Annotated in this window: 19 protein-coding genes; 10 read left to right on the top strand and 9 right to left on the bottom strand. The window is 61.2% G+C overall.

Annotated features, from left to right (window positions below; translation table 11 throughout):
• Positions 1-123: 123 nt before the first annotated feature.
• The gene (locus BLT85_RS14490) at positions 124-1,077 is read left to right on the top strand and encodes a LysR family transcriptional regulator (RefSeq protein WP_093396209.1); all 954 of its coding nucleotides are present in this window, start codon (positions 124-126) and stop codon (positions 1,075-1,077) included.
• A gap of 18 nt (positions 1,078-1,095) precedes the next feature.
• Here BLT85_RS14490 and BLT85_RS14485 read toward each other — a convergent pair whose 3' ends face one another.
• On the bottom strand, positions 1,096-1,299 hold the full coding sequence (locus tag BLT85_RS14485) for a PA3496 family putative envelope integrity protein (RefSeq protein WP_093396207.1): 204 nt from the start codon (positions 1,297-1,299) through the stop codon (positions 1,096-1,098).
• An 80-nt stretch (positions 1,300-1,379) separates the two neighbouring features.
• Positions 1,380-1,787 carry an RNA polymerase-binding protein DksA gene (dksA, locus tag BLT85_RS14480; protein WP_093397801.1) on the bottom strand — a complete coding sequence of 136 codons (408 nt, stop codon included), beginning with the start codon at positions 1,785-1,787 and terminating at the stop codon, positions 1,380-1,382.
• 160 nt (positions 1,788-1,947) lie between these two features.
• On the opposite strand from dksA, the gene BLT85_RS14475 reads away from it, so the two are divergent.
• From BLT85_RS14475 to BLT85_RS14445, 7 genes are all read left to right on the top strand, one after another.
• Complete coding sequence (locus BLT85_RS14475; RefSeq protein WP_093397798.1) at positions 1,948-2,667, top strand: DUF1294 domain-containing protein; 720 nt, start codon at positions 1,948-1,950, stop codon at positions 2,665-2,667.
• 110 nt (positions 2,668-2,777) lie between these two features.
• Complete coding sequence (locus tag BLT85_RS14470; RefSeq protein ID WP_231701488.1) at positions 2,778-3,464, top strand: response regulator transcription factor; 687 nt, start codon at positions 2,778-2,780, stop codon at positions 3,462-3,464.
• Positions 3,425-4,795, top strand: coding sequence for a HAMP domain-containing sensor histidine kinase (locus BLT85_RS14465; protein ID WP_231701487.1), 1,371 nt, complete (start codon positions 3,425-3,427; stop codon positions 4,793-4,795). The genes BLT85_RS14470 and BLT85_RS14465 overlap by 40 nt, the downstream gene beginning before the upstream one ends.
• Before the next feature lie 150 nt (positions 4,796-4,945).
• Entirely contained in the window at positions 4,946-6,973 is a 2,028-nt protein-coding gene (locus tag BLT85_RS14460) for a TonB-dependent receptor domain-containing protein (RefSeq protein ID WP_231701486.1), read from the top strand.
• Between the two features lie 92 nt (positions 6,974-7,065).
• A complete protein-coding gene (locus tag BLT85_RS14455) occupies positions 7,066-7,371 on the top strand; it encodes an iron transporter (protein WP_093396196.1) in 306 nt (101 codons plus the stop codon).
• Positions 7,368-9,008 (top strand): PepSY-associated TM helix domain-containing protein, encoded by a 1,641-nt coding sequence (locus tag BLT85_RS14450; protein ID WP_093396193.1) that lies wholly within the window; start codon positions 7,368-7,370, stop codon positions 9,006-9,008. The genes BLT85_RS14455 and BLT85_RS14450 overlap by 4 nt, the downstream gene beginning before the upstream one ends.
• Entirely contained in the window at positions 9,005-9,331 is a 327-nt protein-coding gene (locus BLT85_RS14445) for a DUF3325 domain-containing protein (RefSeq protein WP_093396190.1), read from the top strand. The genes BLT85_RS14450 and BLT85_RS14445 overlap by 4 nt, the downstream gene beginning before the upstream one ends.
• A gap of 15 nt (positions 9,332-9,346) precedes the next feature.
• On the opposite strand, the gene BLT85_RS14440 is transcribed toward BLT85_RS14445, so the two are convergent.
• The gene (locus BLT85_RS14440) at positions 9,347-10,936 is read right to left on the bottom strand and encodes an ABC-F family ATPase (protein ID WP_093396187.1); all 1,590 of its coding nucleotides are present in this window, start codon (positions 10,934-10,936) and stop codon (positions 9,347-9,349) included.
• 150 nt (positions 10,937-11,086) lie between these two features.
• Positions 11,087-12,229: a GAF domain-containing sensor histidine kinase gene (locus BLT85_RS14435; protein WP_093396184.1), complete on the bottom strand. Its 1,143-nt coding sequence runs from the start codon at positions 12,227-12,229 to the stop codon at positions 11,087-11,089.
• A gap of 257 nt (positions 12,230-12,486) precedes the next feature.
• Between BLT85_RS14435 and BLT85_RS14430 the strand changes: the two genes are divergently transcribed.
• The gene (locus BLT85_RS14430; RefSeq protein WP_093396182.1) at positions 12,487-16,665 is read left to right on the top strand and encodes a CheR family methyltransferase; all 4,179 of its coding nucleotides are present in this window, start codon (positions 12,487-12,489) and stop codon (positions 16,663-16,665) included.
• Positions 16,666-16,679: 14 nt separating this feature from the next.
• Here the strand turns inward: BLT85_RS14430 and BLT85_RS14425 are convergent, their stop codons facing one another.
• The 5 genes from BLT85_RS14425 to BLT85_RS14405 all read right to left on the bottom strand — a co-directional run bounded on the left by BLT85_RS14425 (position 16,680) and on the right by BLT85_RS14405 (position 21,459).
• Entirely contained in the window at positions 16,680-17,717 is a 1,038-nt protein-coding gene (locus BLT85_RS14425; protein WP_093396179.1) for a chemotaxis protein CheB, read from the bottom strand.
• Positions 17,718-17,817: 100 nt separating this feature from the next.
• Positions 17,818-18,846, bottom strand: a complete 1,029-nt coding sequence (locus BLT85_RS14420; protein ID WP_093396177.1) for an SDR family oxidoreductase — start codon at positions 18,844-18,846, stop codon at positions 17,818-17,820.
• A gap of 171 nt (positions 18,847-19,017) precedes the next feature.
• On the bottom strand, positions 19,018-19,251 hold the full coding sequence (locus BLT85_RS14415; RefSeq protein ID WP_093396175.1) for a hypothetical protein: 234 nt from the start codon (positions 19,249-19,251) through the stop codon (positions 19,018-19,020).
• 614 nt (positions 19,252-19,865) lie between these two features.
• Positions 19,866-20,099: a hypothetical protein gene (locus BLT85_RS14410; RefSeq protein ID WP_093396172.1), complete on the bottom strand. Its 234-nt coding sequence runs from the start codon at positions 20,097-20,099 to the stop codon at positions 19,866-19,868.
• A gap of 271 nt (positions 20,100-20,370) precedes the next feature.
• On the bottom strand, positions 20,371-21,459 hold the full coding sequence (locus BLT85_RS14405; RefSeq protein ID WP_093396169.1) for an NADH:flavin oxidoreductase/NADH oxidase: 1,089 nt from the start codon (positions 21,457-21,459) through the stop codon (positions 20,371-20,373).
• A gap of 87 nt (positions 21,460-21,546) precedes the next feature.
• On the opposite strand from BLT85_RS14405, the gene BLT85_RS14400 reads away from it, so the two are divergent.
• A complete protein-coding gene (locus BLT85_RS14400) occupies positions 21,547-21,870 on the top strand; it encodes an ArsR/SmtB family transcription factor (RefSeq protein WP_093396167.1) in 324 nt (107 codons plus the stop codon).

Here is a 21,870-nt window from a genome sequence, read left to right as displayed (position 1 = left end):
GTGGTGATCGGGCCATTTACGTTACGGCTAGCCAGGCATATAGAAAAATGAATAATATTTCTACTTTGCATAAGTAATAGCTTATGCACGGTTCCGCCCAGCCTGATCAGAGGATAGATCACCATGCGCAAGTCCCTGCTCCGCATGACCCTGCGCCAGTTGCAGGTGTTTCGTGCGGTCTGCGCCAGTCAGTCCTACAGTCGCGCTGCGGACGAAATGGCACTTACCCAGCCAGCCGTGAGCCAGCAGATACGTCAGCTTGAAGAGCAGCTGGGCCAGCCGCTGTTTGAATACGTTGGCCGCAAGCTGTACCTCACCGAGGCGGCTAATAGTCTGCTGGCCGCCAGCGAAGACATTTTCGACCGTCTGGACAATCTGGACATGAGCCTGTCACGGCTGCAGGGTACCTTGCGTGGGGAGCTCAAGGTCGGTGTGGTGAGCAGCATCCAGTACCTGACGCCGCATCTGCTGGCGGCGTTTCGCGAGCGCCACCCCGAGGTGACCTATTGCATGGAGGTGATGCGCCGCTCCGATGCGATCCGCCGCCTGCAGGACAACAAGGACGACGTGACGCTGATGGCGCTGGTACCGCAGGACCGGGCGTTGGAATTCTTTCCCTTTCTCGACAACCCGATCATCGCGGTTGCCCATCCCCACCATCCGCTGGCGACCGCATCGGATCTGCCGCTCAAGGCGCTGGAAGAGCATCTGGTGTTGCATCGCGAGGCTGGTTCGGGAACGCGCAAGGCCTGCGAGGAATTTTTGCAGAACAAACGCGTGCACCTGCTACAGACCATCCAGCTCGGATCGGGGGACGCGCTGGTACAGGGCGCACTGGCGGGGCTGGGCATCGCAATGGTGACAGCTCATGCCGCGGCGACATTCCTGCGCAGCGGCGAACTGGTCCGGCTCGACTTCGTCGATCTGCCGCTCTACCGCAGCTGGTGCGCCGTCCACGCGCGCGGCAAACGGCTCAGCCCGGTGGCTGAAGCCTTTCTTGCGTTCCTGCGCGAAGAGCGCGCCGAGATCCGCCGTATAGCCAGGCGCTTCGAGCACCCACGCCCGGCGGAGCGGTGAGACCCCGGAAACGGGGGGCTATACCAGCGGCTGTCCACCCTGGCGCAGGTCGCTCAGATCGGGGAAATCACATACCGCGGCGTGGAGTGCCTGGCTGTCGCGGTAATCTTCGATCGCACGGCGATAAGCCATGCGCTGTTTGTCCTGCTCACGCCGCCTGGCGCGGCGCACATTGTTGCTGCTCTGCTCGTCATCAAATGCCGGATCAAGGTCATAAGCCATGCTGCACCCCCGTTTGAGGTTGGACTCGGAACGGGGATCATCATGGCCTGCGGGCTATGACGAGCTGATGACAGCGAGGATCAGGTCTCGCCGACGTGACGCTCGATCTGTTCCTGGCGCTCCTTGGCCTCGATCGACAGCGTAGCGGTAGGCCGCAGCAGCAGGCGGCGAAGGCCTATCGGCTCGCCGGTTTCTTCGCAATAGCCGTAGTCGCCATTGGCGAGGCGATCAAGCGACTCGTCGATCTTGTCGAGCAACTTCTTTTCGCGCTCGAGCATCCGCAGCTGCCATTGACGGTGCTCTTCGGCACTGCCGACATCCGCAGCGTCGCCAGGAATATTGTCGTTGTTGCGCAGCGCCTGGAATTCTTCGTCGATGCGCTCGCGCAGCGATTCGCGCTCGCGGGTCAGCAGGTCACGAAAGAACGCCTGCTGTTCCTCGCTCATGTAGGCTTCGGCAGGTTGCGCAAGTAGTTGTTCTTCTGTCATTACGGGCTTGTTCATAGGAATCACCGGTCTGTCTTTTGCTTGGGCGTTGCCGATTACAGACACTGATGAGAAGGGTTTGTTCAAGCCGGACCCCGGCCTGGCTTGGCAGGCGCAGCGGGCTGACGGAGAATGCGAGGCTCTCGGATCACAGGGACAGGTGATGGAACTGCGCGGCGTATTGAAAAGCTGGAACGACCAGAAGGGCTTCGGTTTCATCGAGCCTGACAAGGGCGGCGAACAGGTATTCGTGCATATTTCGGCAATGCGCGGCGATGCCAGGCCGGCTGCCGGCGATGCCGTGTTCTACGTACCCGGACGCGACGCTCAGGGACGGCCACGCGCCGAACATATGCGTAGCGAAGCACTCGCCGTCGATCGGCTGGCGATACGCCGCAAGCCGCGACAGGATCGCCGCTCCGCCAAAACCACGCCCACGCAGCGTGGCACTGCCGGGGGAGCTCGGACACGCAGCGCCTCGTCCTCCTCGGTTCGCAACCTGCCGCTCAAACTGGTCGTCTTCGCCGCGCTGTTGGCGCTGCCAGTCGCAGGCGCGACTCAACTGCTCCTCCTCGGCAGCATCTGGCCGCTGCTCGCCTATCTGCTGATCAGCCTGTGCTGTTTTCTCATGTACTGGTCAGACAAGCAGAAAGCGATGAAGGGCAACTGGCGCACGCCGGAAAGTAGCCTGCATTTCGCCGAGCTGACCGGAGGCTGGCCTGGCGCGCTGGTGGCGCAGCAGCTGCTCAGACACAAGACCCGCAAGGCATCCTATCAGGCAATATTCTGGGCCATCATCGCCGTACACCAGTTGCTGTGGATCGACTGGCTGGCGCTGGACGGACGTTATGTCGGGCATCTGATCCGCCCTTTGCTGGATTGATTGCAGATTGCTTTCGAGCGCTTGGCCCACCCCGATGGACATTCACTGATTCAGCCTACACAATAATCGTTCTCATTTGTATTGGCTGAACGGAAATGCTCCAGCAATGCATGCAATCGATACTCGCCATCGAGGACGACCCGGTGCTCGGCGAGCACCTCAAGGGTGCCCTGGAGGCCAGGGGCTTCAGGGTGACGCTGGCCAACGAGGGCGGTAGCGGACTGGCGTTGGCCAGTACCCAACGCTACGACCTGATTCTTCTCGATGTGCTGCTCCCCGGCCTGGACGGCATGGAGGTGCTCAGGCGATTGCGGCGCAGCCGCCAGACGCCGGTACTGATGATGTCCGCGCTCGGCGAAGCGAGTCATCGCATCCAGGGTTTCGAGGATGGCGCCGATGACTATCTGCCCAAACCTTTCAGCCTTGATGAGCTGCAGGTACGGATTGCCGCCATTCTGCGCCGGGTCGCCTACGAACAGGCCGGCCAGGGGCAGCCGGTCGACGAGCCGGACGGCTTCGATGTCGAGCGCTGCGATGTGCTGCATGCCGGCCGCTGGCTGGAGCTGACCCCAACCGAATATCGTCTGCTCAAGCTGCTTCGCGACCACGCAGGGGAAGTTTTAAGCAAGGCGTTTCTCTATCAACAGGTACTGCACCGCGGTTATTCCCGGCATGACCGCGGTCTGGATATGCATGTCAGCAATGTCCGCCGCAAACTGATCCGTGCCGAGCTGAGCAGCCTGCGTGTGGAGGCGGTATGGGGGCAGGGCTACGTACTGCGCTGGCAGACAGATTGATGCCGCGCAGGCATTCGCTGTTCTGGCGGATGGTCCTGCTGGTTGCGGGCTTCTGCCTGGTGATGATTGCTGCGACTGACTACCTGACTGCCCGTATCGATCGGGTTACCTCCTACCTCTCCCCGAGGGCCCTTGAGACGTTGGGTCACTACGGCGAACAGGCCCGCGCAGCGATGCAGATCGGATCTTCGGCGCTGGATGACTGGCGAGCCCGCATGGCCGTGCACGAGCCGGTGTGGCTGACAGTGGTGGATGATGCGCTGGAGCCGCTCGGCGACCAACGCCTGAACAGCGTAGAGCGCCATCGGCTGACCTTCGTGCGCGACTACCGGTGGCCAATGAGCCTGCGCAGCCCCGACCTTCCGCTGGTTTCCGTGCCGCTTGGAGACAGCGGGGCGCACCTGATCATGCGCCTGCCGGAGCGCTTCCGACCCTGGAAAAACCGTGCGTTGTCCAATGCTCTGGTGCTCTATCTGCTGCCGGTGTGCCTATCGATGCTGCTCTGCGCGCTGCTTTATTGGCTGCTGATCTCACCGCTCGAACGTCTGCGCAGGCAGGCCAGCGCCTTGCGCGCCAACCGGCTGGAAGCGTTGCTACCGGCCTCCATGGCCGGGCGACGGGATGAGCTGGGCGAACTGGGGCGTGCATTGGAATACCTCACCCGACGCCTGCGTGATTCGGTCATCCAGCAACGACAGTTGCTGCAGGACCTGTCGCACGAGTTGCGTACACCGCTCAGCCGGCTGCGGGTAGCCAGCGAAACCGATCTGGCGCTGGTCGAACTGCGCGAGAGGCTGGAACGTGAAACTGACGCCATGCAGCGTCTGGTCGACAACACCTTGAAACTGGCCTGGCTGGACAGCGACGAGGCCCGAGTCACCTTGGAGCCCATCGATATTGCGCTGCTGTGGGACGTGCTGCGTGAGGACGCGCTATTCGAGTCCGGCTGGCCGGAGGAGCGGCTCGAAAGCGCCGTGCCGGCCGAGTGCAAGGTGATGGGTGATGTGAACGGGCTAGCGCAGGTATTGGAGAACGTATTGCGCAACGCAATACGACACTCTCCGCCAAACGGTCGGGTTCGTCTGGCTGCCGCCCGCGATGGGCCCGACTGGTGCCTGAGCATGGTGGATCAGGGCGGTGGCGTGGCTGAAGAGCATCTATCGGTCATGTTCCGCCCGTTTACCCGATTGAGTCCGGATCGTCCCGGTGGAAGTGGTTTCGGGCTTGGACTGAGCATCGCAGCCAGCATGATTCGTCTGCAAAGGGGACAGATCTGGGCGGAAAACACGGGTAATGGGCTTCGAGTCACGGTGCGACTGAAAGCTGTATAGATTGTAAATGCACTTTACTCTCAAATAAGAACGAATACCATTTGCGGCGATGTGTGGCGTAGGAGCTGCCGCCATTCGAAGCGTCTGGCCGGGTCGATCCGGGCATAGCGCACCATGGATTGTTCTGCATTTGGGAGAAAAGCGATGGGGATGTTCAGGCAAACCAGACTGGCTTGCGCGATCGGCGCAGCGGCGCTGGCCGGCGTAGTCCAGGCTGAAGACGATTTCGTATTGCCGACCACCACGGTCATCAGTGCCTCGGGCTACGAGCAGAATATCGCCGATGCACCGGCGAGTATCTCGGTAGTCACCCGAGAGGAGCTGGAGAAGCAGTCCTACACCGATATCGTCGATGCGATGAAGAATATCCCCGGCGTATACGTCACCGGTGGCGGGACCTCCCAGGACATCAGCATCCGCGGCATGGCCGATTCCTACACGCTGTTCCTGGTTGACGGTCGGCCGATCTCCGCAGGCCGCTCGGTCAATACCAACGGCTCCGACGGCGGCAAGCAGATCGCGCTGCCGCCACTGGCGATGGTCGAGCGCATCGAGATCGTGCGTGGCCCGATGTCCTCGCTCTACGGTTCGGAAGCCATGGGCGGTGTGATCAACATCATCACCCGCCGTTCGGCGAACGAGTGGATCGGTACCGTTTCCACTGAATACACCCATGCAATGAACGACATCAGCGCCGATGGCCATCAGGGCAGCCTCTACGTCGGCGGCCCCTTGGTCCCGGGCCTGCTTGGGCTGGAACTCAATGGTCAGTACACGGGCACCGACGAAAGCGATTACGAAGGCGGCGGGGACAGTGCCGCCAGCATGCCGGAAAGCACGCGCAAACAGGCCGGCGCCGAACTGTACCTGACGCCGGATGAGCGCAACCGCTTCGCCATCAGCTATACCCAGTCGTCGCTTGAATACACTCACACGCCAGGCAAGAGCGTTGCTATCACTGCGGACGAATCGACCACCCGCTACGACAAGGACGTGTATGTGCTGAGCCACGATGGCCGCTACGACAACGTGATCGTAACCAGCTATCTGCAGCACGATATTTCCGACCGGGACCTGGCCGTCACCAAGAAAGAGGAAATCAGTCTGGCCAATACCCAGGCGAGCTATTTCTGGGGCGAGCACGTCATCACTGTCGGCGGCCAGTACAAGCAGGAGGAGTTCGTCGATCAGTCGAACGGCCTGCTCACCGCCAATGTACCGGGCGCCGTGTCCGAGGTCGATCGATGGATCGCTGCGCTCTATACCGAAATCGACTGGAGCCTGACAAGCGATCTGTCAGTGACCACCGGCCTGCGTTACAACGATGACGAGCTGTTCGGTGGCCATCTCTCGCCCAGGCTGTACAGCGTCTACCATATGACCCCCGATCTGGTGTTCAAGGGTGGCGTCTCCACGGGCTACCGACAGCCGAGCCTGGCCGATGCCACTGCCGGCTTTGGTCGGGGTACCGGTGGTGGCGGCTCGCCGGCACCGCACCCGCGCGCGCTGATCATCGGTAACCCTGAACTGGATCCGGAAACCAGTACCAGTTACGAGCTGGGTTACGTGTACGACAAGCCGGAGCTGGGCCTCAACACCAGCGTCATGGTTTTCCACACCGTCTACAAGGACAAGATCGCCGAGGAGCGTCTTTGCGAAACGGCCAACGCTGACCGAAACGATCCTTCTACCTGGGCCTGTCCGTTTGGGGGTAATAACTATACGTTCGTCGGCACCCGGAAGAATGTTGACGAGGCGATCATGCAGGGCGTGGAGGTCACCCTCGATTACCTCATCCGTCCGTCCCTCGATTTCATGGCCAGCTACACCTACACCGAATCCGAGCAGAAGACTGGCGAATTCAAGGGCGAGCCGCTGACCAAGCAGCCCAAGCACATGGTCAATGCGCTGCTCGATTGGAGTGTGACGCCCCGCTTCAATGCCTGGTTGCAGGGTAACTACCGCAGTGAGACCAGCGATTACCTGGGCCGCTCTGCCATCTCGGATGGCACGCCGGGTTACGGCTTCGTCGATGTGGGTGGCGTTTATCAGGTGACCGATAACCTCGACCTCAAGGCTGGCCTCTACAACATTGCCAACCGGGAAGTCACCAACGATACCTACGGCGTGGTCCTCGATGGACGCCGGCTCAACGTCGGGCTGACGCTGGATTTCTGATAACAGCCCGCGAACCGCACCACTGTGCCCGGATGGTCATCGTCCGGGCGTAGTGCGTCGGGAGGGCGGAACATTTCACGTGAGGGCCTGACATGACACACGTAGCTCAATCCAAAGGCAGCGCCTGGCGCGAGGTCATTGTGCGCAGCCTGCTGGCGATCGTCGGCGGCTATGTCGTTACCTACGCACTGGTTGCCGCGTTGGCACGGGTGCTGCCGATCGAGCGGGTGGACACCACGGTGGTGGTAACGCTGGTTTCGTTCGTTATCTATCTGGTCTTCCTGCTCTGGGCCTTCGCGGCGCGGTCGTCGCGCCGGGTAGGCCTGGTCGTGGCCAGCAGCGCCGTATTCGCTGCGATCGGCTTCTGGCCGCAACTGTTAAAGGTGCTCGGCCAATGAAAGACCATCGATCCCTCACCCAGTCGATGTCCTGGCTGCATACCTGGTCCGGCCTGCTCATCGGCTGGTTGCTGTTCGCCATCTTCTTCACCGGTACGCTGGCCGTATTCGATCGTGAACTGAACTGGTGGATGCAGCCGGAACTGGTCGACCGACAGATCGACCAGAGCACCGCGGCAGCCATGGCTCAACGTTGGCTTCAAGCTGAGCACCCCGAAGCCCAGCGCTGGAATATCGGCCTGCCGACCGAGCGCGAGCCGCAACTATCAGTCTCCGCCGGAGAGCAGCGACGGGGCCAGCGTACCCTGCTCGACCCGCAGACCGGCGAGGTAATCGCACCACGGGAAACGGTCGGTGGCAGCTTCTTCTTCCGCTTTCACCATACCCTGCAACTGCCGCGCACGATCGGCATCTGGCTGGTCGGCTTCGCTGGCATGACCATGCTCGTGGGCATCATCAGCGGCGTCATCATCCACAAGAAGATCTTCAAGGATTTCTTCACCTTCCGCCCGGCCAAGGGTCAGCGCACCTGGCTCGATGGCCACGCGGCCACCGCAGTTCTGCTGCTGCCATTCCATCTGATGATCACTTACACCGGTCTGGCGATCTTCGCGCAGGTGTATATGCCTGCGGCCAGCGAGGTGCTGTATGACGGCGATCGTCAGGCGATGATGCGAGACGTACGCGGAGGCGGGGAACGAGGAGGAGAGCAGGGTGGAAATCCTGAAGCAAATGCCGGTGGAGAACAGCGTGGCGCAGCCGGCAATGGGCAGCGTAGCGGTGCCCGTGCGGAAGGGAGCGCACCGGTCGCAACGGCTGACTTGCTCCCGCTGGATGCCTTCATCGAGCGTGGTGAAGCCTTCTACGGCGAAGGCCTGGTCAACAGCCTGACGGTGATCAACCCCGGCCAGGCCAATGCGCGGGTCGAGGTGAGCCCGGTGCTGGGCAGTCGTATCGAGCTCACCAAGGGTGAGCACCTGACCTACAACAGCGTGACCGGTGAGGCGATTGATCTGCCCGAGCCGTCGCGGCCCACCAAGCTGACTCAACGCGTGATTGCCGGCCTGCACTTCGCCCAGTTCGGTGGCTACGGCATGCGCTGGCTGTACTTTGTCAGTGGCATGGTCAGCTGCGCGTTGATTGCCAGCGGGCTGGTGATCTATACGGTGAAACGCCGCCGTCAAAGCAAGCCTGGCAGCACTGAAGGCAAGGCATTCCTGCGACTGGTAGAAAGCCTGAATACCGCTGCAGTCTCCGGTCTGGTGCTCGCCAGTGTGGTGTTGCTGTGGACCAACCGCCTGCTGCCGCAGGGTCTGGCCGAGCGCGAGCTATGGGAAATGCGGCTGTTCTTCGGTTGCTGGCTGCTGTCGCTGTTGCATGCCCGGCTGCGCGAGCCGTTCAGGGCCTGGCGCGAACAGCTCTATGCCATCACCGTGTTGGGCCTGGCGCTGCCGCTGCTCAACATGCTCACCGGCGAAGACTATATCGATGCAACGCGCCTGGCAGTGGATGCCACCACGGTGGCCATGGCGTTGCTGGCTGGCTGGGCGGCGAGGAAAGTGCGTCGGCAGCAGTTGGCGGGCAAAACACTGGTTCGACGCAAAACCCGGGTGATGGCGACGGAGGCACCGCAATGAAGTTCCTGTTAACGCTGCTGATCGCTTACAGCGGCATGCTGTGTTTCTGTCTGGCGATGCCTCGCCACTGGAAGCAGTTTGGTTTCAGCCGCTACGGCGAAGGCTGGCGGCATGTCTGCCGGCCGGCGGGTGCGTTGCTGCTGATTTTGGCCGTGTATCTCGACAGCCTGATCTGGCCGGTCGGGATGGCCTGGGTTGGCTGGTTCGGGATGATGTCGCTGGCCGGGCTCACGCTGGCGCTGCTGGCACCGTACGCGCCGCGTCTGGCATTGTGGCTGCCAGCGGGAACGCTCCCGCTGGCGCTGTGGTGGGTGCTTTCCTGACAGCCGCAGTGGGCCTCAGACTGCTACGCCAAGGGTGCGCAAATAATCGTCGTAGGTGCCGCTGAAGTCGGTCACGCCATCGGCTGACAGTTCGATGATGCGCGTGGCCAACGAGCTGACGAATTCCCGGTCATGGCTGACGAAGACCAGCGTGCCCGGGTAGTTGTCCAGCGCCAGGTTCAGCGCCTCGATCGATTCCATGTCCAGGTGGTTGGTCGGCTCGTCCATAACCATCACGTTGGCTTTCTTCAGGATCAGCTTGCCGAACAGCATGCGACCCTGTTCGCCACCCGAGATCACCTTCACAGACTTGAGAATCTCGTCGTTGGAAAACAGCATGCGTCCGAGCGTGCCGCGCACCAGCTGTTCGCCGCCCTGGGTCCATTGCGACATCCAGTCGAACAGCGTGCAGTCGTCCTTGAAGTCTTCGCCGTGATCCTGGGCGAAGTAGCTCACATCAGCGCTCTCGGTCCACTTCACTTCACCGGATAGCGGCGGCATCTCACCGACCAGGGTGCGCAGCAGGGTGGTCTTGCCGATACCGTTCGGCCCGATGATCGCCACGCGCTCGCCGGCTTCGATCTGCAGGCTGAGGTTCTTGAACAGCACCTCGCCGTCATAACCCTGACTGACGCGGTCCAGCGTCACCGCCTGGCGGTGCAGCTTCTTGTGCTGGTCGAAGCGAATGAACGGGCTGACGCGGCTCGAAGGCTTGACCTCATCGAGCTGAATCTTGTCGATCTGCTTGGCGCGGCTGGTGGCCTGCTTGGCCTTGGAGGCATTGGCCGAGAAGCGGCTGACGAACGTCTGCAGTTCGGCGATCTGTGCCTTCTTCTTGGCATTGTCCGAGAGCAGCCGCTCGCGCGCCTGGGTGGCGGCGGTCATGTACTCGTCGTAGTTGCCGGGGAACAGGCGCAGCTCGCCGTAATCCAGGTCGGCCATGTGCGTGCACACGCTGTTGAGGAAGTGACGGTCGTGCGAAATGATGATCATGGTGCTGGTACGGGCCTTGAGAATATCTTCCAGCCAGCGGATGGTGTTGATATCCAGGTGGTTGGTCGGCTCGTCGAGCAGCAGTACGTCCGGATCGGAAAACAGCGCCTGGGCCAGCAGCACGCGCAGCTTCCAGCCGGGAGCGACTTCGCTCATCGGTCCGAAGTGCTGCTCCAGCGGAATACCCAGGCCGAGCAGCAGCTCACCGGCGCGCGACTCGGCGGTGTAACCGTCCATTTCGGCGAATTCGGTTTCCAGCTCGGCCACGGCCATGCCGTCCGCTTCGCTCATCTCCGGCAGCGAATAGATGCGGTCGCGCTCGGCCTTGACCTTCCACAGCTCCTCGTGACCCATGATGACCGTATCGATCACGCTGAAGTCTTCGTAGGCGAACTGGTTCTGGCGCAGCTTACCCAGACGCACATTCTGCTCAATCATCACCTGGCCACCGGAGGGTTCCAGCTCGCCGCCGAGAATTTTCATGTAGGTCGACTTGCCGCAGCCGTTGGCCCCGATCAGGCCATAGCGGTTGCCATTGGCGAATTTGACGGAGACGTTTTCGAACAGCGGCTTGGCGCCGAACTGCATGGTGATATTGGCGGTAGAGATCAAGACGGAATCCTGCAAGCGGAGAGTGAGGTGCCGGGCAATGGCGGGCCGCGTATTGTACGGGCAGTTGCAGGCGAGGAACAGGGAAGTCCGATCAGCGCGGTTGGTCCCTGGCGCCCCGCTACGCTATGGCGCAGCGTCGGCGCTGAATGCTTAGCGGGGTAGGGTAAGCGTAAAGCGAACCCAGCCACCGTCGGAGGTAGCATCCAGAGCGCCGCCGTGCGCCCCGGCGATCGCCGTGGCCAGGCGCAGGCCCATGCCCTGGCTGGCGTAAGGAAGCTGTCTGCGGTCTGCGCTGGTCGCGGCCGGAGTGCCGGAAGAGTGCGTCACACCCGTTACGTGGGCCTGATTAGCTACAGAGAGCTGCACGCTCCGCTGACGCTGACGCAGCGACACCTGTATGGGGGCTTCGCCTATTCGGTAGCGCTGGGCATTGTCGAGAAGGATGCTCAAGAGTCTCTCGATCCGTGGTTGATCGACGACGGCTTGCACCGCGGGGTCGATCTCCGCCTCGCACGCTACGTCGGGGACCGCCTCCAGCATCTCCGTCAGCAGCGCGGACAGGTCGGTTTGGGTCGGCTCAAGCACCGCCCGACCGTCGCTTTCCAGCCGCCCAAGTTCTTGCAGCATGATCGCGACCGTTTGTAGCTTGCCCGCCGCCACGGTGATGTGACGCCGTAGATCCAGGTTGCGCTTGCCCTCCGATTGCAGCAGCGGGGCCGACATGGAGATTGATTGCAGTGGGTTGGCCAGATCATGGGCGAGTTTGCGTATCAGGTGCGCCTGGCTCTGCTTGTAGCGGCCGGCTCGCTCCAGGCATATCTCCATCAGATCGACGCGCAATTGTCGCGCCAGTGCGAAGTCCGAGTCATCCCAGGCAGCGCGGTGCTCGGTGCCGGTATCGGCTCGGCGAAACCAGAACAGCCAGCCTGATTCGCCACCATGGAAGCGTAAGGCCAGAATACTCCAGTACTGCCCGGTGTCTCCGGTCGCGTCACCGGGTGTTGCTATACGCTTGGCAATACATATGATTGGGTCTTCGACTGCATGCAGTTCATCGGCTAATTGCAATGCCAGACCATCGATGTGGTCTGTGAGGCAGGCAGCTTTCCCGCCGAGGGTCACCGCGGCGGCGTCGCAATACAGCACATCAGCAATATTCCGGCTTGGGCCGGTCAGCGCGCTCAGCAGATCATCAGTCTGTTTCAGTTGTCGCAGCAGATCCTGATAGTGCTGCGCGCCTGGCGCCGGCGCGCTGTCGGGGCCCGACGTGGCCATGGAGGTGGCTCGATTCATGAGGCGGTCCCGTCGTTGTGAAATGGTTGAAGGCAAGTGTAGCGGTTTCGAAGGGGATTGCAGCGCGCACTGAGCCCGGTGACGGCAGTTGCCGTCTCGCGCTGATGTCGAATTGGATATGACTTACCGACACGATAGAGTGTTCGGCTTTAGAGCAGTCGGCTGCAGGCCGTCAGGCATGCACATTGCCAGGGAACGGGTCGGTACTGCCGTAATAATTGATGGACGATGCGCTTAACACACGGGCTAACGAAAAAATGGCTGAATCTTCAGTGGCTTCGGCAGAACATGGCGATTCCTCCAATAACCTAACCAAGACCACGCCGAGTCATCTCACTTTTCCGGTGGTTGGCCTTGGTGCGTCAGCCGGGGGCTTGCAGGCTTTGCTGCGGTTCTTCGAGCACATGCCCAATGACAACGGCATGGCTTTTGTCATCGTTTTGCATCTGTCACCGACCCACGACAGCAACGCCGACAAGATCATCCAGCGCGCAACGCGCATGCCGGTCACCCAGGTGACCAAGCCAGTCCCGCTGGAAAAAAACCATGTGTATGTCATCGCGCCCGGATACCAGTTGGCGATGAACGATGGACATCTGCAGGTACGCAAGGAAGCACGCAAGCGCGGTGAGCGGGCGTCGATCGACCTGTTCTTCCGCACCCTGGCCGATGCCCATCGCGAGCGATCCTTTTGCCTGGTTCTGTCTGGTACCGGTAGCGACGGCGCCGTGGGGCTGTCGCGGATCAAGGAGCGGGGCGGTGTAACCATTGCCCAGGCGCCCATGGACGCCGAATACGACGATATGCCACGCAGTGCCATTGCCACTGGGATGGTCGATCTTGTGCTGCCGGTAGCCGATATACCGCAGAAACTCATCGAGCTGTGGCGCAACGCCCGCGCCATGCAGTTGCCGGGCAACTTCGACCCGCCACCGCACGTCAGCCAGCCGAGTAGCGAAGAAGAGGCGGCGGTCGCTGAACGTGCGCTGCGCGATATTCTCGCGCTGCTGTTCAGCCGCACCGGTCACAACTTCCGCCACTACAAGCGCGCCACGGTGCTGCGACGGATCGAACGGCGCTTGCAGGTCAACGCCCAGCCGGATCTCGCATCCTACCTGACCTTCCTGCACGCCACCCCGCGCGAAACCGATCTGCTGCTCGGCGATATGCTCATCGGGGTGACCAATTTCTTCCGCGATAGGGAGGCCTTCGAAGCGCTGGAGCGGGATGTCGTGCCGCAGCTGTTCAGCTTTGCTGGCGCCTCGGAATCCGGCCATAGTCAGGAAATCCGCGCCTGGTCCGCAGGCTGCTCGACTGGCGAGGAAGCGTATTCGCTGGCCATGTTGCTGGCTGAACAGGCGCGTACAGAGCAGAGTCCAGCCAAGCTGCAGGTGTTTGCTACCGACATCGACGATCGCGCCATTGCCACAGCGCGTACGGGAATCTATCCGGAATCCATCTTCACCGACATCCCGCCTGTGCGGTTACGGGAATACTTCGTCAAGCAGCAGAGCTGCTACTCGGTGAAGAAGGAGATCCGTGAGTTGGTGCTGCTCGCCCAGCACAGCCTGCTGCGAGACCCGCCATTCTCTCGCCTGGATCTGATCACCTGTCGCAATTTGCTGATCTATCTCGACCGTGATGTGCAGCGTGAAATTCTGCAGATGTTTCACTTCGCGCTTCGGCCGGGTGGCTACCTTTTTCTGGGCAGTTCGGAATCGGCAGACCTCTGCGCGAATTTGTTCGCACCGGTAGACAAGAAGAACCGCATCTTCCGGGCCAAGGCAGGACACACGCCGAAGCGCTCGGTGCCGATGCTGCCAGTCGGCGCCGATTCGGCGCAGCGCTCATACGTCCCTGCGCAACCGTCAAACCGCGACGCGCGCAAGCAGTCATTCGCCGAGATTCACCAGCGCGTACTCGAGCAGTATGCCCCGCCCAGTGTGATTGTCGGTCCGGATGCGGAAATCGTGCACATGTCCGACCGCGCCGGCCACTTTCTGCGCTATGTCGGTGGTGAGCCGTCACATAACCTGTTGACACTGGTCAAGCCGGAGCTGCGCCTGGAGTTGCGCACGGCGATGTTCCAGGCGGTGCAGTCCGGGCGCAGTGTCGAGGCGCGCCGGGTCCGGATGAAACGGGACGAGCGGGTGTTCTATGTGAACATGGTGGCGCGGCCTTTCCGTGACGATGCCAGTGGAAGCGAGTTCGTCCTGGTGTTGTTCGATGAAGTCGAAGACATCATGAGCCGCGAGTCCGCCGACTCTCACGAAGAGACCAAGGACAGCGTGCTCGCGCAGCTCGAAGAAGAGCTGCAGCGCACCAAGCTCGAATTGCAGCACACCGTCGAGCAGGCGCATGTCTCGACCGAAGAGCTCAAGGCATCCAACGAAGAGCTACAGGCGATCAACGAAGAGCTTCGCTCGGCCACCGAAGAGCTGGAAACCAGCAAAGAAGAGCTGCAATCAATCAATGAAGAGCTAATCACGGTCAACCATGAACTGAAAATGAAGGTCGAGGAAACCGACAAGGTCAACGACGACCTGCAGAACCTGATCACCTCGACCGATATTGCCACGGTGTTCGTCGATCGCGGCATGCGTATCAAATGGTTCACGCCGCGCGCTACTGACATCTTCAACATATTGTCGGTCGACGCTGGTCGCCCGTTGATGGACATTACCCATCGCCTCGACTATCCGGGTCTGACCGACGATGCCGGTCGCGTCTTCGAGTCCCTGCGCCCGATCGAGCGCGAAGTAGCCGCCAGCAACGGTCATTGTTATCTGGCGCGGCTGCTGCCTTATCGCACCAGCGAAGATCATATCGAAGGCGCCGTGTTGACCTTTATCGACATCACCGCCCGGCGCGCGGCCGAACAGGAACTACGCCTCGGCGAGGAGCGGATGCGCCTGGTGGCCGATAGTACCGAGGACTACGCAATCATCGTGCAGGATCCCGATGGGCTGGTGACCAGCTGGAACCGGGGCGCCGAATTGACCTTCGGCTATACCCGTGAAGAGTCGCTGGGCAAGCCGACCGATCGTATATTCACACCAGAGGATCGCGAAGCTGGCGCCCCGGCGGACGAGCTGCGTCGCGCGCGCGCAAACGGTCGCGCGCTGGACGAGCGCTGGCATGTGCGCAAGGACGGGACGCGTTTTTACTGCAGTGGCGTGGTCAACGTCCTCAATGACGAAGAGTTCCGCGGTTACGTGAAAATTGCGCGCGACCTGACCGAGCGGCAGCGCGAGCAGGCCGAGCAGCAGGAACAGCTCGCCCAGTCGCAAACCGCCATGCAGCTGAAGAATGAGTTCTTCGCCGTGATGTCGCATGAGCTCAAGCACCCGTTGAACCTGGTTCAACTGAATGCCGAGTTGCTTGCTCGTTTGCCGGTTACCCGCAGTGTCCCGGTGGTGGGCAAGGCGGTGAAGACCATCGGAGACGCGGTACGCAGCCAGGCCCGGATCATCGACGACCTGCTGGATGTTTCACGCATCGTGACCGGCAAACTCAACCTGCATCTGGCCCCCGTCGACCTGGGCAAACTGCTGCGCGATATTCGCGAGGTAGTCGAGGCTGATGCCAAGGAAAACCCGCTGATACTGGAGATCAGCGAGGATGATGAGCCGCTGACGCTGCATGCCGATCCGCTGCGCGTCGAGCAGATCGCCTGGAACCTGATCAACAACGCGTTGAAATTCTCCGACGCCGGTGAAGAAGTTCGAGTCAAGGCGACGCGTGAGGGCGACCGTGCGCGGCTCGATGTGATCGATACCGGGGTGGGCATTTCTGCCGAGTTTCTCGACAAGGTATTCGATCTGTTTGGTCAGGCTGACACGCACCATGCGAAGCTGCACAAGGGCGGACTGGGCATCGGGTTATCACTGGTACGTCAGCTGACCGAAGCGCATGGTGGCGACGTTCAGGTGCGTTCGGAAGGGCTTGGCAAGGGCAGTCACTTCACCGTCTGGTTACCGCTGTATGCCCAGGAGCAAGGCGATTCGCAGCCGAGCCAGACAGACGAAGCAGGCGGTCGCCTGCAAGGCCTGCAGGTGTTGCTCGTCGATGATGCGCCCGAGGTGGTCGAAGTCATGAGCATGCTGCTCGATGCCGAAGGGGCCGAAGTGACGGAGTTCACCGACGCCTCGAAAGCGCTTGCCGCGGCCCAGGAGCGGGTTTTCGATCTGATCGTGTCCGACATCGGCATGCCGGGCATGGACGGTCATCAGCTGATCAAGGCGCTGCGAGCCCTGCCGGGCTATGCGCGGGTGCCTGCGATAGCGCTGACCGGTTACGGGGGCAGCCAGGACGCTAAGAAGGCGTTGGACTGCGGTTTCGACCGGCACCTGAGCAAGCCGGTCACCTACGATGCGCTGGTCGAAACCATCCGTGAGCTCAAGCTGGATGGGCCGCAGCAGGAGCCGCGCAGCTGATCAGGCTGCGCAGCTCAACCACCCTCCCTGCCGAAAAGATTGCTGCCGCTGAACTGGCGGCGGCGCAACAGGTTGTCACGCAGCTCGCGTGATTCGGATTCAGCTGCTTTGGCTTCGCTTCGAAACCACTCAGCTTGTTCGGGTTTTCCGATACGTCCGAGCGAGTCGGCCGTATGGTCGAGCAGCATGGCCGCTTCTTCCAGGCTACGCATGGCGATCCAGTAGGTCTCTTCCACTTTCTGCACGATTTCCGAGAGCAGGGCGGTGCGGGAGTAGGCGTGTCCGGTATGGCAGCGGTAGCGGGATATACTGCCTTCGTCTATCTGCACCAGCACGCCATGGCACGATGGGCAGGTGAACGGCGTCAGCTTGCCAGCTTCCATGATGCCTTTCTGAAACGCGTCTGCGTCTTCGGCAATCCTGGTTTCCAGCCCGGCGCGCCTGCGGTCGGGATCGTCTTCAGGCATGTCCACGGAGGCCGTGCTGTGCTGCTCCGCCAGCGTCTTGAGAAGCTTGCCGATCGCCCGTGCGGGCACGCAATGATCGATGTCCACCTGCTCCAGTGCGCTAAGTGGCATGCCATCGAATTCCGCTTCAGCGGGTGTCTGCACGACGGTCACACCGCCGAGACGCTTGACGCTCCACAGCCCCGATGTCCCGTCGTCCAGCGCGCCGGACAGCACAATGCCGATCACCCGTTGTCCGTGCGAATAGCCGGCCGAGCGAAACAGCGCATCGATCGAAGGCCTGAAGCGGTTTTCCTTGGGTCCGCGTTTGACCAGCACCTGATCGCCGTCGATCAGCATATGGTGGTCCGGCGGGGCGACGTAGATGGTACGCAGTGCGATCCGATCACCATCGGTCGGATGCACAGCCCGAAATGGCCCGTTTTTGTTCAGGAGTTCGGGCAGAGCGCTGCGGTAATTCGGCGAGACGTGCTGAACGACGAAGAGCGAGGCGTCGAGATCAGGCGGCAGTGAGGCGACCAGATCGAGCAGACTGGGTATTCCGCCTGCCGACGCGCCAATTACGACGGTAAGACCAGCGTTCATCGAGTCTCCTGGCAACAAGATCCATGCTTTGGCGGAAGGACCGGCGATCTGGCCGGCCCCATCTCCACCGAAGCGGCTTGCCTACAGAGTAGACGATGACTCAATACGGCATGATGCCCCCCGAGGCAGCGAACATTTCGCCGGTGACATAACTGGCTTCGGTCGATGCCAGCTGTACATACAGCGGGGCGATTTCCACCGGCTGGCCGGGCCGACCCATCGGTGTTTGCTTGCCGAAGGTCTTCAGGTTCTCCATGGTCTGGCCGCCACTGACCTGCAGCGGCGTCCAGAACGGCCCCGGCGCGACCGTATTGACCCGGATGCCCCGTCCGATCATCTGCTTGGCCAGGCATTTGGTGAAGTTGACGATGCCGGCCTTGGTCATCGAATAGTCGAGCAGGTTTTCCGGCGGATCGTAGGCGACGACCGAGGACGTATTGATGATCGAGCTACCCTCGGGCATATGCGGAATAGCAGCCTTGCTCAGCCAGAACATGGCATAGAGGTTGGTGCGCACGGTCCAGTCGAACTGGTCAGTGGTGATATCCATGATCGAATCATTGCTCTGCTGGCGCGCGGCATTGATGACCAGGATATCCAGCCCGCCCAACTCCTCGACGGCGCGCTTGACCATGTCCTGACAGAACTTTTCGTCGCGGATGTCGCCGGGTAGCGGTACCGCCTTGCGGCCGGCGTCCTCGATCAGCTTTATCACGTCCTGGGCGTCGGGTTCCTCGTCTTCCAGATACCCGAAGGCGACGTCCGCGCCCTCGCGGGCGAAGGCAATCGCCGCGGCCCGACCTATGCCCGAATCGCCGCCAGTGATCAGCGCCTTGCGGCCAGTCAGGCGGCCGGTGCCCTGGTAGCTTTCCTCGCCATGGTCGGGCTTGGGCGTCATCTTCTGAGCCAGGCCAGGCCAGGGTTGCTTCTCGGGATCGAACGGAGGCTGCGCATACATTTTCTGTGGGTTGCGCATGGGTGGCGAAGCGTGGCTAGTCGCCGATCCGCTATTGGAGGTCGACTGGGCCGAAGACTGAGCGAAGGCCGGCGCGACCATGCCGGCCGCGAGGGTTGCGGCTGCGCCATGCAGAATGGTGCGACGTGAGGGTGAAAAATCGTCTGAATTCATGAAGCGGCTCCCAAGGGGTGAGACGTTCCTGCGAGCGGATAGATGACCCGCGCGCATCCGCAGCGGTAGACGTGGCACAGCAGGAGGGAGTTCGCGGCTTGCGACAAACGGACCCGGCGGGTGCCGGTTAAATTTAGACGTGGCTTGTAGAACGAAAATTGACCAGCAGGGTCAGAACGTCCAGGTTTGGCGCTGTTGCGCGTGCGGACCGGTCTGGCTGACCTGACGGGTGACTACCGGAAGCGAGACGGGTTGAATGCTGTGGTCAGCATTTCGCTCGATGGAGTAGTTCAGCGAAGGGCTCTGTTCGGAAGCCTGCTTGGTTGCGGTGCCCTGCAGACCCAGCATAACGATGGCCGCCAGCGAAAATGCCATCCATGTAAATTGAACAGTGTTTGCTTTCATCTGAACCTCCTTTGGCTGTGCCCGTGTCTGCGTGACGCCAAGCGTCGTGCGGCTAACAGTAATTGCAACAGCTGTGCCAACGTGCTTTATTGATAAAATATATTTAAATCAATAGGTTATAAATTCACTGAGAATGGAGGTCCTTGCATTTTGCACGAATGGCTTTTTGGGCTCAGGTAATCTGCACGAAGCATTTCGGAAGCTTCCTCCAATGGAGAGACGTCTTCCAACAGCGAGCCGCCGCCAAGTCGCTTAATCAAAATGTCTTTACGAATGGCCAGCTTATAGTGGTGCACCGGCGCGGCGCGACACGCCAGCTGCGCGGTAGTTCCCTCTTTCAGAGCGCTCCATGCTTATCGTGCTAGGCCAATAGCCGAGACGAGTCGCCGGTTCGATTAGAACGCGGTCTGGCGCTGAAGGCAGTGTTGATCGATCAGAAATGCGTCTGGCTGGGGGAGTGCGCGGGACTTCGTGCAGATTGCACGGTGGGGTAGCCGATCTCGATTGGCAGTCAGCGGATCGAGACGAGCCAGGTGTCCGGCCGGTTAGTACGGGCTATTGAAATTTTTTCAGATACGGTCGGTGGCGGCTGAACAAATCAGGCGCAGACGCTGTCAGAACGTCCAGGTTTGGCGGCTGTGCGCCTGAGTATCGATCTGGTTCACTTGGCGCGTCACAACCGGCAGCGAGACCGGCTGGATGGTATGTCCGGCTTGATGCTGAATGGAATAGTTCAGAGAAGTTTGCGGCTCGTACGACTGTTCTGGAGCGGCGTTCTGGATAGCGAGCATGCCGAGTGCGGCCAGTGAAAATGCCATCCATGTGTAGTGAACAGTGCGAGCCTTCATCTGAACCTCCCTTGTGTCGCGAACGTTGCGGAGCCTCTCGGCCCGTGCGGACATTAACTGTTGCAACCTGCGTGCCAGCGCAGCGGCGAATAAATTCCCTTTTATATCAGGCACATAGAGTGAGGCGTTTTTTCGTGTCTCGTGCAATTTGCATGGATGGCCATATGCAGCCGTGTAGATTGCACGAATGGGTGGGGGCTTTGTTACACATAGATGACAGCTTGAGCCGTCGCGCGTCCATCCTCAGCAGACGGACGCGCGGGTTGGATACTCAGTACCGTTCGAGCCAGTGAGCGTAAGGCGCCGGCAGCGTCCACGAAGCGCGGTCGATCTTCAGCTCGCGGGCGGCATGGTAGGCCCAGTGGGGATTGGCGAGGTGCGCCTTGCCGACCATGACCAGGTCCAGCTGTGCAGCTTCGACGGCCTTCTGAGCTATCTGGGGTTCGCCGAAGCCCCACGCCGAGGACACCGGAAGGCCGGCCTCGTCACGCACCCGCTTGGCAATCGGCCCCATGAAAGCCGGTGCCCAGGGAATCTTCGCTTCAGGCGTGGAGAAACCGATGCTGACACTGAGCATGTCCAGGCCGCCGGCCTTCATCCGCTTCACCAGATCAATCGAGTCGGCCATGGTCTGCTCGTCGCGGCCGTCGAATTCGATCACGCCGAAGCGCGCGGTCAGCGGCAGATGCTCAGGCCATACCTCGCGCACAGCGGCAAAGGTTTCCATGAGAAAGCGTCCGCGATTCTCCGCGCTACCACCATATTCATCGGTACGCTGGTTGGAGTGCTCGGAAAAGAAGCTCTGGCCGAGATAACCGTGGGCGAAATGCAGCTCCAGCCATTCGAAGCCAGCATCAAGCGCACGCCGGGCTGCGGCAACGAAGTCGCCCTGTACGCGGCGGATGTCTTTCTTGCTCATCGCTTCGGGTGTCTTGTTCAGATGTCCACCGAAGGGGATCGCCGACGGCGCGATGGTTTGCCAGCCGCGCGGGTCATCGTTGGCAATATGATCGTCGCCTTCCCAGGGACGGTTGGCGCTGGCCTTGCGACCGGCGTGGGCAATCTGGATCCCGGGTACAGCACCGGCGGCCTTGATTGCCTTCACGGCGGGAACGAACGCCTGAGCCAGCTGGTCATTCCAGATACCGGCATCGCCAGGGGTGATGCGTCCTTCTGGGGACACAGCCGTGGCCTCGACGATAACCAGACCGGCGCCGCCACGAGCGAGGGAGGTCAGGTGCGCCATGTGCCAGTCGTTGATCAGCCCGTCGATCGCCGAGTACTGGCACATGGGCGGAACCGCAATTCGATTACGCAGGGCGATGTCTTTCAGTTTGAATGGTTGGAACAGCGCAGACATGAGAGTTTCCTGTAGGTCGGTTAATTTGTAAGTTCGATAATATTCGTACTATGGCCGCGAAGCAAACCGCTGTGTATCATTCGGTCCATGCGTCCCTTCAAACATCCCTCCGCCGAACAGTTCAACCTCGAGCGCGTCCTCTATGCCTTGAGCGATCCCGTGCGGCTGGACATCGTCCGGCGACTGGCAGCAGTGGAAGAGGCCAGCTGCGGCGAACTCGACGGCGGCAGGCCGAAGTCGAGCATGTCGCATCATTTCCGGGTGCTGCGCGACGCCGGTCTGGTCCGTACGCAAGGGGTGGGCACCACGCACATGAACTCGCTGCGCCGTGATGAGATCGATCGTCGTTTCCCGGGATTGCTTGCAGCGGTGCTTGCCGCACCGGCTGAGACACCGCTCGGAGCAGAGTGA

The organism is Halopseudomonas xinjiangensis, assembly GCF_900104945.1.
GTDB lineage: Bacteria > Pseudomonadota > Gammaproteobacteria > Pseudomonadales > Pseudomonadaceae > Halopseudomonas > Halopseudomonas xinjiangensis.
Note: the sequence above shows the minus strand (reverse complement) of the source record. Positions and strands in the feature narration are given on the sequence as shown.